At 70.4% G+C, this 13,223-nt stretch carries 10 protein-coding genes and 1 pseudogene; 4 read left to right on the top strand and 7 right to left on the bottom strand.

Going from position 1 to position 13,223, the window contains the following annotated elements; translation table 11 throughout:
* Nucleotides 1–84: 84 nt before the first annotated feature.
* The 3 genes and pseudogenes from AQI94_RS18575 (at nt 85) to AQI94_RS18565 (ending at nt 3,259) form a co-directional block, all read left to right on the top strand.
* Complete coding sequence (locus tag AQI94_RS18575) at nt 85–1,440, top strand: dipeptidase (protein WP_031044387.1); 1,356 nt, start codon at nt 85–87, stop codon at nt 1,438–1,440.
* A 65-nt stretch (nt 1,441–1,505) separates the two neighbouring features.
* Nucleotides 1,506–2,207 (top strand): MBL fold metallo-hydrolase, encoded by a 702-nt coding sequence (locus AQI94_RS18570; protein WP_031044383.1) that lies wholly within the window; start codon nt 1,506–1,508, stop codon nt 2,205–2,207.
* A pseudogene (locus tag AQI94_RS18565) lies at nt 2,153–3,259 on the top strand (protein kinase family protein). Before AQI94_RS18570 ends, AQI94_RS18565 begins: the two are co-directional and overlap by 55 nt.
* Here the strand turns inward: AQI94_RS18565 and AQI94_RS18560 are convergent.
* The 7 genes from AQI94_RS18560 to AQI94_RS18530 all read right to left on the bottom strand — a co-directional run bounded on the left by AQI94_RS18560 (nt 3,160) and on the right by AQI94_RS18530 (nt 10,969).
* Nucleotides 3,160–4,278, bottom strand: coding sequence for an ABC transporter ATP-binding protein (locus AQI94_RS18560; RefSeq protein ID WP_051832151.1), 1,119 nt, complete (start codon nt 4,276–4,278; stop codon nt 3,160–3,162). The pseudogene AQI94_RS18565 and the gene AQI94_RS18560 overlap by 100 nt on opposite strands.
* The gene (locus tag AQI94_RS18555; protein WP_031044376.1) at nt 4,275–5,351 is read right to left on the bottom strand and encodes an ABC transporter ATP-binding protein; all 1,077 of its coding nucleotides are present in this window, start codon (nt 5,349–5,351) and stop codon (nt 4,275–4,277) included. The genes AQI94_RS18560 and AQI94_RS18555 overlap by 4 nt, the downstream gene beginning before the upstream one ends.
* Before the next feature lie 27 nt (nt 5,352–5,378).
* The gene (locus AQI94_RS18550) at nt 5,379–6,371 is read right to left on the bottom strand and encodes an ABC transporter permease (protein ID WP_031044373.1); all 993 of its coding nucleotides are present in this window, start codon (nt 6,369–6,371) and stop codon (nt 5,379–5,381) included.
* Between the two features lie 72 nt (nt 6,372–6,443).
* On the bottom strand, nt 6,444–8,111 hold the full coding sequence (locus AQI94_RS18545) for an ABC transporter substrate-binding protein (protein WP_031044370.1): 1,668 nt from the start codon (nt 8,109–8,111) through the stop codon (nt 6,444–6,446).
* Nucleotides 8,112–8,190: 79 nt separating this feature from the next.
* Nucleotides 8,191–9,219: an ABC transporter permease gene (locus AQI94_RS18540; protein ID WP_031044367.1), complete on the bottom strand. Its 1,029-nt coding sequence runs from the start codon at nt 9,217–9,219 to the stop codon at nt 8,191–8,193.
* A 366-nt stretch (nt 9,220–9,585) separates the two neighbouring features.
* Entirely contained in the window at nt 9,586–10,626 is a 1,041-nt protein-coding gene (locus AQI94_RS18535; protein ID WP_031044364.1) for an NUDIX hydrolase, read from the bottom strand.
* 148 nt (nt 10,627–10,774) lie between these two features.
* Complete coding sequence (locus AQI94_RS18530; RefSeq protein ID WP_031044361.1) at nt 10,775–10,969, bottom strand: hypothetical protein; 195 nt, start codon at nt 10,967–10,969, stop codon at nt 10,775–10,777.
* 193 nt (nt 10,970–11,162) lie between these two features.
* Between AQI94_RS18530 and AQI94_RS18525 the strand changes: the two genes are divergently transcribed.
* Nucleotides 11,163–13,142 carry an NPCBM/NEW2 domain-containing protein gene (locus tag AQI94_RS18525; RefSeq protein ID WP_031044358.1) on the top strand — a complete coding sequence of 660 codons (1,980 nt, stop codon included), beginning with the start codon at nt 11,163–11,165 and terminating at the stop codon, nt 13,140–13,142.
* Nucleotides 13,143–13,223 lie beyond the last annotated feature (81 nt).

The raw sequence follows: 13,223 nt of genomic DNA, 5'->3' as shown, positions 1-13,223 counted from the left end.
CCTACGGCGGGCCCGCCCACAGACCACTGTGGGAGGATCTACGGCACTCACAGGTACAACGTCGCACCCACAAGGAGCGTGCCCATGTCGTCGAATCCGGTCGCCGAGACCGTCGCCTCGCTGATGCCGAGGGCGCGGGCGGAGCTCACCGAACTGGTGGCGTTCAAGTCGGTGGCGGACTTCGAGCAGTTCCCGAAGAGCGAGAGCGAGGCCGCCGCCCACTGGGTCGCGGACGCGCTCACCGCCGAGGGATTCCAGGACGTGGCCCTGCTCGACACCCCGGACGGCACCCAGTCCGTGTACGGCTACCTGCCCGGTCCTGCCGGAGCGAAGACGGTCCTCCTGTACGCCCACTACGACGTGCAGCCTCCGCTGGACGAGGCCGGCTGGACGACCCCGCCCTTCGAGCTCACCGAGCGCGACGGCCGCTGGTACGGGCGCGGAGCCGCCGACTGCAAGGGCGGTGTGATCATGCACCTGCTCGCGCTGCGCGCCCTCAAGGCGAACGGCGGGGTGCCGGTCCACGTCAAGTTCATCGCCGAGGGCTCGGAGGAACAGGGCACCGGGGGCCTTGAGCGGTACGCCGAGGAACATCCCGCACTCCTGGAGGCGGACACCGTCGTCATCGGCGACGCGGGCAACTTCCGCGTCGGCCTGCCCACGGTCACCGCCACCCTGCGCGGCATGACCATGATGCGTATCCAGGTCGACACCCTCGCGGGCAACCTCCACTCGGGCCAGTTCGGCGGCGCCGCCCCCGACGCGCTGGCCGCGCTGATCCGCGTCCTGGACTCGCTGCGCGGCAAGGACGGCACGACCACGATCGACGGGCTCACCCCGGACGCGTCCTGGGACGGCCTCCAGTACGACGAGGAGCAGTTCCGTGCGGACGCCAAGGTCCTGGACGGCGTCGAGCTGATCGGCGACGGCACGGTCGCGGACCGCATCTGGGCCCGCCCGGCCGTGACGGTCCTCGGCATCGACTGCCCACCGGTCGTCGGCGCCACCCCGTCCGTGCAGGCGAGTGCCCGCGCGCTGGTCAGCCTGCGGGTGCCGCCGGGCATCGACGCCGCCGAGGCCACCAAGCTGCTCCAGGCGCACCTGGAGACGCACACACCGTGGGGCGCGCGGGTGCGCACCGAGCAGATCGGCCAGGGCCAGCCGTTCCGCGCGGACACCACCAGCCCGGCGTACGCCGCGATGGCCGAGGCGATGGCGGTGGCCTACCCGGGCCAGGAGATGCAGTACGCCGGCCAGGGCGGCTCCATCCCCCTGTGCAACACCCTCGCCGGCCTCTACCCGCACGCCGAGATCCTCCTCATCGGCCTGAGCGAGCCGGAGGCCCAGATCCACGCCGTGAACGAGAGCGTCTCCCCGGAGGAACTGGAGCGCCTGTCGGTGGCCGAGGCCCTGTTCCTGCGCAACTACGCGGCGAGCTGATCCGACGGCTCTGCTGTCGGCAGAAGGCCCTCGTCCCCGGACGGGGGCCTTTCTACGGTCGTCCCATGGACGTCATCGCCCTCCTCCCCCGTCTCCACCTCCTGCGCTTCCCGGTCGGCCAGGCGTATCTCTGGCGCGACGGCGACGAGTCGACCCTGATCGACGCCGGTCCGGCGGGTTCCGCCGGGTGGATCGCCGCCCGGGTACCGGGACGTCTGCGTCGGATCGTGCTCACCCACTTCCACGAGGACCACGTGGGCGGGGCGGGCGAGTTGGCCGCCATGACCGGCGCCGAGGTACTGGCGCACCGGCTGGACGCGCCCGCCGTGCGGGGCGAGGTGCCGGGCCCGCCGCCGGTGTTCGAGGACTGGGAGCGCCCTCTGCACGCGGAAGCGCTACGGCAGCTGCCGCAGGGCGAGTTCACGAGACCGCCGCGGCTCACGGAACTGTCCGACGGCGACGACCTCGACTTCGGCGGCGGAGCGAGGGTCGTCCACGTCCCGGGCCACACCCCCGGCAGCATCGCGCTGCACCTCCCGCGGCACGGCGTGCTCTTCGCCGGGGACACGGTGGCGGCCTCCCCCACCGACGGGATGCCGGTCCCCGGCGTCTTCAACGTCGACCGCTCCCAAACCCTGGCGTCCTACGCCCAGTTGGCGGCCCTGGTCCCGAACCTGACCTGCGTGGGCCACGGAGCCCCGATCATGGGTGCATGGACTCCCGTGCCCGCCTCCACACCGATACCGCCGCCGCCCTCGCCCGCCTGAGCGAGCAGGGCCTCGCGGATCTGGTGGCGTCGGGCACGCCCCTGGGGACCGGCATCGGCGGGCGGACGGCGCTGGTGGAGGTGGAGGGCGTGCGGGTGTTCGTGAAGCGGATACCTCTCACGGACACCGAGTCGCACCCCACGAACGTCCGCTCCACCGCGAACCTCTTCGACATGCCGGCCTTCTGCCATTACGGCATCGGCGCGATCGGCAGCCCGGGTTTCGGCGCGTGGCGCGAGCTGGCCGTGCACGAGATGACGACCGACTGGGTGCGCTCCGGCCGGTTCCCGGGATTTCCCCTGCTGCATCACTGGCGGGTCCTGCCCGACGGACCGCGGCCGCTGCCCCCGCAACTCGCCGACGAGGAGCGGGCCGTGGCCTACTGAGGAGGTTCACCAGGAGTCAGGCGGCACCTCGCGGGCCTGCGCACGGCGTCCGCGAGCCTGACCCTGTTCCTGGAGTACGTGCCGCACACCCTCCACGACTGGCTCCACGAACAACTGCGCGCGGAGGACGCCGACTCGGCCTGCGCGCTCGTCGAGCAGGGCCTCGAAGCCGTCACCGGATTCCTCCGGGAGCAGCAACTCATCCACTTCGACGCCCACTTCGGCAATGTCCTCACCGACGGACACCGGCTCTACCTGACCGACTACGGCCTGTCCCTGTCCGGCCGCTTCCGACTGGACTCGCGGGAACGCGACTTCTTCGACCGACACCGTCCCTACGACCGCGCCTACGCCCTCTCGTACCTGGTCCACTGGCTGGTGGCCGACCAGTACGGACTGGGCCGGGACGAGCGCGAGGCCTTCATCCGGGCCTTTGCCGACGGCAGGCGTCCCGAGGGAGTCCCCGGGGCCGCCGCCGCGCTCATCTCACGGCATGCCCGACTGGCGACGGTCGTCGGGGACTTCAACCGGCGTCTGGAGCAGGCGAGCAGGCTCACCCCCTACCCTCACGACGAGGTCGACTCGCTGTCCCCCGAAGCCGACAGCGCCGGGTCGAGCACGATGTCCTCCTCGCGCGCCGCGACGCTCGGCTCCTCCGGGAAGTGACAGGCGGTCAGGTGACCGTCCGTGCTGCCCGCCAGGCGCACCAGCGGCGGCTCCTCCCGCGCGCACCGCTCCTGGGCCTTCCAGCAGCGGGTACGGAAACGGCAACCGGAGGGCGGATCGACCGGTGAGGGCACGTCCCCGGCGAGCCGGATGCGCTCGCGCCGCCGGGTGCCGTCCGGGTCGGCCTCGGGAACCGCGGAGAGCAGGGCATGGGTGTAGGGGTGCCGCGGACCCGTGTACAGCGTCCGGCGGTCGGCGACCTCGACGATCTTGCCGAGGTACATCACCGCGACCCGCTCGCAGAAGTGCCGTACGACGGCCAGGTCGTGGGCGATGAAGACGAACGCGATGCCGAACTCCCGCTGGAGGTCCTGGAGCAGGTTGACGATCTGCGCCTGGATGGACACGTCCAGCGCCGAGACCGGCTCGTCGGCCACGATGAGCTTGGGCCGGAGCGCGAGGGCGCGGGCGATGCCGATGCGCTGGCGCTGGCCGCCGGAGAACTCGTTCGGGTAGCGGTTGTAGTGCTCGGGGCTGAGGCCGACCGTCTCCAGCAGCTCCTGGGCGCGCTTCTTGTGGCCCTGGGGCGGGTTGATGCCGTTGAGCCGCATCGGTGTCTCGACGATCGTGCCGACGGTGTGCCGGGGGTTCAGCGAGGAGTACGGGTCCTGGAAGATCATCTGGAGGTTCCGGCGGGCCTCCTTCATCCGGTTCTCCGGGGTGTGGGTGATGTCCTCGCCGTCGAACACCACCCTGCCCGCCGTGGGTTTCAGCAGCCGGGTCACCAGCCGGCCGGTCGTCGACTTGCCGCAGCCGGACTCGCCGACCAGGCCGAGCGACTGCCCGGCGGCGACCGTGAAGTCGATGCCGTCGACGGCGTGCACGGCCCCGATCTGCCGCTGGAAGACGATGCCGTGGCGGATCGGGAAGTGCTTGGTGAGGCCCCTGACGTCGAGCAGGTGTTCCCCGGCGGGCTGTGTGGTGCTCACGGCGTGCTCCTGTTCGTCCGCCGCCCTCACTGCGCGGCTCCGGCGGCCGTGCGACCGCGGATCTCTGTTCGGGTCTCCGGGGTGAGGTGGCAGGCGGCGAGGTGCCGTCCGGTACCGGGGACGGGCAACAGTTCGGGCCGGTCCGTCGCGCAACGCCCGCCGGGCACCCACCCCTTGTAGGTGCAGCGGGGGTGGAAGGCGCAGCCTCCGGGAGGGTTGATGAGGCTGGGCGGTGAACCGGCGATCGGGTTCAGCCGCCGCTCGACGTCCCCGGTGATCTGCGGCATCGACTCCAACAGGCCCCAGGTGTAGGGGTGCTGGGGCTCCTTGAGGACGTCGTGCACGGTGCCGTACTCGATGCGGCGGCCGCCGTACATCACCAGGATGTCGTCGGCGATGTCGGCCACCACACCGAGGTCGTGGGTGATGAGGACGACCGCGGAGCCGAACTCCTCCTGGAGATCGCGGATCAGGTCGAGGATCTGCGCCTGCACGGTGACGTCCAGGGCGGTGGTCGGCTCGTCGGCGATGAGCAGTTCGGGGTCGCAGACCAGCGCCATGGCGATCATCGCGCGCTGCCGCATGCCCCCGGAGAACTGGTGAGGGTAGTCCCGCGCCCGGCGTTCGGGCTGCGGGATGCCGACCCGTTTCAGCATCTCCACCGCACGGTCCCGGGCCTCCTTCTTCGAGACCCTGTGATGGACGCGGTACCCCTCGGCTATCTGGGCGCCGACGGTGAAGTACGGGTGCAGGGCGGACAGCGGGTCCTGGAAGATCATGGAGACCGTCCGGCCGCGCAGGGCGCGCATGTCGTGCTCGGGCAGGGAGACCAGCTCGCGGCCCTCCAGCCGGATCTCGCCGGACACCTGGGCGCGGGTGCCCTTGTGCAGCCCGAGCAGGGCCAGCGAGGTGACCGACTTCCCCGAGCCGGACTCGCCGACGATGCCGAGGGTGCTGCCCTTCTCCAGGCTGAAGGAGACGCCGTCGACGGACTTGACGATCCCGTCCTCGGTCGGGAAGTGCACCCGCAGGTCCCGTACGTCGAGGAAGGGGGCGGCCGCGGGGTCGGCGTCCGCCGGTTGCGGTGAGGTCAGGAGGGACACGGGGTTTCCTTGCTGCGGTGAGAGGGCTCAGGCGAGGCGGACACGCGGGTCGACGAGGCCGTAGACCACGTCGACGACCACGTTGGCGAGCACGACGAAGGTGGCCGTGAAGAGCGTGGTGCCGAGGATGACCGGCAGGTCGGAGTTCTGCACCGAGTCGACCGCGAGTTTGCCGATGCCGTTGATGCCGAACACCGACTCGGTGATGACCGCGGAGCCGCCGATCAGCGAGCCGACGTCCATGCCGAAGATGGTGATGATCGGGGTGATCGCGGCCCGCAGGCCGTGCTTGAGGACGACCTTGACGGCGGACAGCCCCTTGGCCCGCGCGGTGCGCATGTAGTCCTCGGCGAAGACCTCCAGCATGGAGGAACGGGTGAGCCGGGTGTACAGGGCGAGATAGACGATGACCAGGGTGGCCCACGGCAGGATCAGGCCCTGGAACCACGCGGACGGGTCCTGGGTGATCGGGGTGTAGCCGGAGGCGGGCAGGATCTGCCACTTGTCGACGAACAGGTAGAGCAGCAGCAGGCCGACGAAGTAGATCTGCACGGAGACGCCGAGCAGGGCGAGTCCGACCGCCGCCTTGTCGGCCGCCCTGCCCCGGCGGACCGCGGCGAGCGTGCCGAGGCCGACGCCCAGGATCAGGAAGAACACCGCGGCGCCGAGGCCCAGCGACAGGTCCGCGGGGAAGTCGCCCAGCAGGGTGCTGAGGACGGGGGTGTCGGTCTGGAAGGAGATGCCGAGGCAGGGCGCGCCGCAGTGCACGCGCACGCTCTGGTCGCCGAAGTCTCGGCCCGCCAAGAGTCCCTTGAAGAACTCCCAGAACTGGGTGAGGAAGCTCTGGTCGAGCCCGAGCGAATGCTTGATCTCGGCCAGCCGGGAGGGCGAGCAGGTCTTGCCGCAGGCCAGGAGCGCGGGGTCGGACGGCAGCGCGAAGAAGATCACGAAGGTGATCACGGTGATCACCAGCAGGATCGCGGCCGCTGCCAGCAGGCGCCGGATGAGGTAACGAAGCATGTCGTGCTGGACCCTGACGTGAGAGGGGGTGCCCGCCGGCCGGGGACCGCCGGCGGGCCGGGGAAGGCTGCGTCAGCTCTTGACGTAGGCGTGGACCAGGCTGGGCTCGGCGAGGATGGGGTCCGGGATGACCCCGCCGACCTTGGAGCCGGCCAGTTCGCTGAACTTCATGTACATCAGCGGGACCACGGCGGCGTCCTTCATGATCTGCTCGTCCAGGGCGCCGTAGGCGGCGTCGGCCTGCTTGACGTCGGTCATCTTGGCGATCTTGTCGATCTGCGCGTTGACCGCGGGGTCGTCGAGGTACGACAGGTCCTGGTTGGACTGGGGCAGTTTGGCGATCTGGCGTCCGTCGAACAGCACGGGCAGCACGGTGGAGGCGTTGGGCCAGTCCGCGATCCAGTCCACCCAGGTCAGGTCGTACTGGTTCTTCACGTTGTCGACGGTGCTGAAGTAGTTCGCCGCGTCGATCGGCGTGATGTTCACCGTGATGCCGATCCTGCCGAGCGAGGTCTTCACGGCGTCGGCGAAGTGCTCCTCGGTGGTGGTGTTCTCGACCGCCAGCGACATGGTGAGCCTGGGGTTCCCGGCCTGCTTCATCAGGGCCCGGGCCTTGGTGAGGTCGCCCGCGGGGTCGGTGCTGTAGAGGTTGAACTTCCGCTGGCCGCCGATGCCGGGGCTGAGCATGGTGCTCGCGTAGTCGCCGTACGCGGAGCCGCCGAACGCGCCGCGGACGGTGGTCTTGTCGATCGCGTCCTCGATGGCCTGACGGACCTTCAGGTCCTTGACCCGGGTGGTGTTGATCGCCAGGTAGTTGATGCCCGGGGCCGGGATGTCGTAGAGGCGCGACTTCAGGGACGGGTCGCTGGAGATCGTCGTCAGGTCGGAGCCCGCGATCGGCCACTGCATGATCGAGGTCTGGGCGGTGCCGGCGTCGGACTTGATCTGCTGGTCGATCGCAGACTGGTCCTGACCGAGCTTCACGTCGATCTCGTCGACGTTCTGCTGCCGGATCGGGTCGGTCGACTGTTTCCAGGCGGTGTTCCTGACGAGGACGAGCTCCTTGTTCTTGGTGTACGACTTGATCATGTACGGCCCGTCGGACCAGACATGGGTGTCGTACGTGGAGCCGGTGTCGTGCGCTTTGGGCACCGCCGACCAGCCGGGCATGGCGGTCGTCTGGTTGAAGTCCGCGACGGGCTGGTCCAGATGGAACACGATCGTCGACGCGTCCGGTGTCCGGACGGAGGCGAGTTCCTTGCCCGAGTAGGGCCCCTTGTAGGAGGAGCCGCCGACCAGCCACTGACTGGCGTACGGGGGGCCGCCGTTGATGTCGGGCGAGAAGGTCCGCTCGACGCCGTACTTGACGTCCTGCGCGGTGACCGCGGTGCCGTCCTGCCAGGTGACGCCCTTGCGCAGGTGGAAGGTCCACACGGTGTCGCCCTTGCTGGGCGTCCCGGTGTCGGTGGCGAGGTCGCCGACGAGTCTGGGCCGGGAGCCCGTCTCGTCCCACCCGGTCAGGGTGCGCACCAACTCCTGGTCCATGCTCGAACCCTCGGTCGTGTAGACGCGTTGCGGATCGAGGTGGTCGAAGTCGGCGTGGTCGAGGACGGTCAGGGTGCCGCCCTTGGTCGGCGAGCCGCTGCCGGTGGTGCTGGAGGAGCCCCCGCATGCGGTGGCCCCCAGGGCGATCGCCACGGCGGTGGCCGCGAGCGCGATCGAGCGCCTTCTGCGCGTCATGAGGTAACACTCCGTTCTGGTACGGATCGGTGACGGCGGCTCAAGTGAGGCCGCGCGCGCCGGTGTTGAGGGGACCGCGTCAGCCGCGGGCCGCGCGGGGATCGAGGGCGTCCCGGACGCCGTCGCCGAGGAGGTTCAGCGCCAGGACGAGCAACAGCAGCAGGACTCCGGGGACGAACAGGTACGTGGGGTCCTGGAGGAAGAACTGGGAGGCGTCCGAGAGCAGCGCCCCCCAGTCCGGGTTGGGCGGGATGACGCCCACGCCGAGGTAGGACAGGGCCGCCTCGGTGGTGATGTTCTGCGGGACGGCCAGCGCGAAGGAGATCAGGACCGGCGCCCACAGGTTCGGCAGCAGTTGGCGCAGGAGGATGTGCCATCGCCCGGCGCTCATGATCCGCGCCGCGTCGACGAACTCCCGTTCGCGCAGCGACAGGACCTGCCCGCGCACCAGCCGGGCGGTGTAGGCCCAGGCGAACACCGCGATGTTCAGGACGAGGACCAGCAGCCGCAGGTTCTCGTCGGTGCCGCCGTGGCTGTTCGTCTGCATCGCGTTCTGGATGACCGGGGTCAGCGCGATGATGAACAGCAGCTGCGGGAAGGCCAGCATCACGTCCATGATCCGCGACAGCACGGAGTCGACCCAGCCGCCGGAGTACCCCGCCGCGAGGCCGGCCACGACACCCACGACGGTGGACAGCACGGCCGAGGCGAAGCCGACGAACAGCGAGGTGCGCAGGCCGTACACGATCCGGGCGAACAGGTCGAAGCCGGTGCCCGGTTCGACCCCCAGCAGGTGGGTGAGGCTGACGCCGCCCAGCGCCCCACGCGGGAAGTTGCCGGTGTCCGGGTCGATCGCCCTGCCGTCGGGGGTGATCGGCCCCCAGCCGGTGATCGCCGTCAGGACCGGGGCCAGCAGCGCGATCAGGATGAAGAGCACGGTGATCACGAAGGCGGCGAGGGTGACCTTGTCCCGTCTGATGCGTCGCCAGGCCATCCGGGCGGGTGAGCGACCGGTGATGACCGTGCCGTCGCTCCGCGGGTCCGGCGACGGTTCACCGGTGTGCGTGGTGCCGGTGTCGGCGGGCATCGGCTGCTGTTGCGTCGTCATCGTGCGGACGTCCCGGGTATGTGCTGGGGCCGGCGGGGGGTTGTCGCCGAGGCCGACGGACGGGGTCTCGTCATGGGGCTGTTCCTGGGAAAAAGGCTGCGGTCGCCGGCCGTTGTCGGCGCCGTGAGACTGAGCGGACTGTCGCAACACGCCGAGAAGCCGGTCAAGGCGGAAAATGACCGGAAAGGGGATTGTTTGCGCTCCTTGCCAAAGGTTGACGAGGGCGGGACGTTTCGTTAGCTCTGACATGGAGGTACCGCGACGATTCCCTTGGCGGGTTCTCGCCCTCCACTTGCCTGAACCGAACATGCCTCGAACATGACGAGGCCCCGTCGGCGGTGCACGCCGACGGGGCCTCACGCGGTCTCAGCCGATCGGGATTCCGGCTTCCAGGTACAGCGCCGCCCCGCGCTCCCGGGCCCGCAGCGCCCACCTCAACCGCTCGTAGCGCACCGGCGGCAGCAGTTCCGCGGCCTCCTCCTCGCTGGCGAAACACCAGCCGCGCAGTTCGGGGCCCGGCAGCAGAACGGCCTGCGCCCGGGTGGAGTCGAGCCGCCCGCCGTCGAAGAGCAGGCGCAGTCCGCCGTATCCGGGCGGGGCGGGCGGCTCCCAGTCGACGACGAGCAGACGCGGTACGTCGTCCAGCCGGATGCCGGTCTCCTCGGCGACCTCGCGCATCCCGGCCCGCGCGGGCGCCTCGCCGGACTCCACGACACCACCCGGGAACTCCCAGCCCGCCTTGTAGGTGGGGTCCACGAGCAGCACGCGGTCCTGCTCGTCGAAGAGGAGGACCCCGGCGGCCACGGTCTCCGCGGTGGGCTCGGGCGTCTGCACGATGTCGCACACGGGCACCGTCCCGGCGCCGAGGTCCTCGGCGATGCGGGCGGCCGTCTCGTACGGGGTGAGCGCACCGGTGTCGATCAGGTGCGCGTCGGCGGCGAGCCAGGAGGCGAGGGCGGCCCGGTAGGGCTCGATGCGGTCATAGGCCCAGTGCCCCTGCCCCATCTCGCCGAGCGGCAGGGTCGGCGGGGTCTCCCGCCCGGCTATTCGCTCACGCAGGATCGTTTCCGCCGGAGCGAGGAGAATGTGGTGGACGGCGATCCGGCGAGCGGCGAGGCCGCCGAAGATCTCGTCGCGGTACTCCTGGCGCAGCAGGGTCATCGGGACCACGAGCGTCCCGCCGAGCTCGGCGAGCATCGCGGCCGCCGTGTCGATGACCAGGCGGCGCCAGATCGGCAGGTCCTGGAAGTCGCCGACCTCGGCGAGGTGCTTGGGCGGCAACAGACGCACGACCGCCGCGCCGATGTCCTCGGGGTCGAAGAGCGTGCTGTTCGGGATCAGTTCGATCAGTTCCCGTGCGGCGGTGGTCTTCCCCGCACCGAACGCGCCGTTGATCCAGACGATCACGGACTCCCCCTCTTCTGTTTGGCCCCCTGTGGCTTGCCCGTTCCACCCTGCCACGGAAACCAGCCGCAGATGAGGGTGCACGAACACGGCACCGGGGCCCCTCCGGACGAGGGGCCCCGGTGCCGATCGCGCCGATCCGCGGTTCCCGTCAGCCGTCCTGTCCGAGGGCGGTCCCGTCCAGGCCCTCCAGGCTCTCACCGGCGACGGTGTGATCGAGGGAGCTGAGGGTCTTGTCGACGTCGAGGTGGTCGAGGTCCTCGCCCAGGGCGTGCGAGGGAGTGACCGCCGCGACGACGAAGCCGGTGGCGAGGGAGGCGATGGCGAGCATGCTGCGCTTCTTCATGGCCTGATCAACGGCACCGGACGGAATGGGTCACGCTGCCTTGTGCGTGCCGCTCTCTTCCACCACAGTCCAACACGATCTAACGTAAACGCTCACATGATGACGCGTACATGTCGACGTCATCACCCCCTTCCGCTGGTTTCGGAGGAACGTAATGACGCGTCACCTTCACACCCGCACGACCCGCCGAAGGATGGTCGCCGCACTCACGGTGCTGGCGTTCGCGGTGCCCGGGGCGGCTCCCGCCGTCGCGGGCGAGGAGGGCACGGGCTCACCCGCCCTGGCCGACGGCCTGGCCCTCACCCCGCCCATGGGCTTCAACAACTGGAACTCCACCCACTGCCGCGCGGAGTTCAACGAGTCCATGGTCAAGGGGATCGCGGACATCTTCGTCGACAAGGGCCTCAAGGACGCCGGGTACCAGTACGTCAATCTCGACGACTGCTGGGCCCTGCCGAACCGGGACGCCGACGGCCAACTCGTCCCGGACCCGGTCCGCTTCCCCCACGGGATCAAGGCCGTCGCCGACTATGTGCACTCCAAGGGCCTCAAGCTCGGCATCTACACCAGCGCGGGCACCAGGACGTGCGACAGCACCGGCTTCCCCGGCGCGCTGGGCCACGAGTACAGCGACGCCCGGCAGTTCGCCGACTGGGGCGTCGACTACCTGAAGTACGACAACTGCAACAACCAGGGCGTGGACGCGAAGCTGCGCTACACGACCATGCGCGACGCCCTCAGGGCGACCGGCAGACCCATCGTCTACAGCATCTGCGAATGGGGCCAGAACAAGCCCTGGGAGTGGGCGGCGGACGTCGGGCACCTGTGGCGCACCACCGGCGACATCAGCGACACCTGGGGCTCGATGCTCTCGATCCTCAAGCAGAACCTGCCGCTGGCGCCCCACGCCGGTCCCGGCCACTGGAACGACCCCGACATGCTGGAGGTCGGCAACGGCGGCATGACGGACACCGAGTACCGCTCGCACTTCTCGATGTGGTCGGTCATGGCCGCGCCCCTGCTCATCGGTAGCGACCTGCGCTCGGCCTCCCCGCAGACCTTCGAGATCCTCGCGAACAAGGAGGTCATCGCCGTCGACCAGGACCCGCTGGGCAAGCAGGGCAGCGTGCTCTCCTCCGAGGGCGGGCGCTGGGTGGTCGCCAAGGAGATGAAGGACGGCAGCCGTACGGTCGCCCTGTTCAACGAGTCGGGCAGCCCTCAGCGCATCGCCACCACCGCCGCGGCCGTGGGCCTGCCCGGCGCCCGCGCGTACACGCTGCGGGACCTGTGGCAGCACCGGAGCTACAACACCGCGGGCGCGATCTCGGCGACCGTCCCGGCGCACGGCACGGTGCTCCTGCGGATCAGCGCCGACCGCGGGTGGCAGAAGTACCCGCCCGCCGTCGAACTCGGCCTGGACGGCAGCCCGTTGATCCAGGCGGGCACACCTGCCGTACTGACGACCGCGGTCACCGACCTGGGACGCACCACGGCCCGGCAGGTCTCCGTACGGCTGTCCGGCCCCGAGGGCTGGGCCGTGAAGGCGGCCTCGCCGGCCTCCGCCGCGGCCCTGCCCACGGGCCGTGCGCTGCGCACCAGGTGGTCGGTCACCGCCCCTCAGGGGACGCCGACCGGGTCGTACGACCTCACGCTCAAGGCGAGTCACCGCTCACCGGCCGGTGTCCGGGTCGACAGCACCCTGGCCTTCACCGCGACCGTGGTGGTGCCGCCGCCCTCGGGCACCTCCGGCCTCGGCGATCTGCCGTGGCTGTCGGCCGCCAACGGCTACGGCCCCGTCGAACGCAACACCAGCAACGGGGAGGCCGCCGCGGGCGACGGTCATCCGATCACCATCGGCGGGGTGGTGTACGCCAAGGGCCTCGGGGTGCACGCGGAGAGCTCGGTCGAGTACTACACGGGCGCGGCCTGCGAGACCGTGACCGCGCAGGTCGGCGTGGACGACGAGAAGGGTGCGAACGGCACGGTCGCCTTCGAGGTGTGGGCGGACGGCACCAAGGTGGCGTCCACCGGGGTCCTGACCAACGCCATGCCGGCCCAGCCGCTCACCGCGGACGTCACCGGCGCCCGGGTGGTCCGGCTGGTCGCCACCGACGGCGGCGACGGCATCGACTCGGACCACGCCGACTGGGGCGACGCGCAGTTGAGCTGCTGAGAACCGCCGTCCGCACGCGGCGGCCGGGTCCGGACCCGGCCGCCGGGTGAACGTTTCTCTCGCATCTGTCGGCCGGTGGTC

The organism is Streptomyces pseudovenezuelae, from assembly GCF_001513955.1.
In the GTDB taxonomy this organism is placed as follows: Bacteria; Actinomycetota; Actinomycetes; order Streptomycetales; family Streptomycetaceae; genus Streptomyces; species Streptomyces pseudovenezuelae.
Note: the sequence above shows the minus strand (reverse complement) of the source record. Positions and strands in the feature narration are given on the sequence as shown.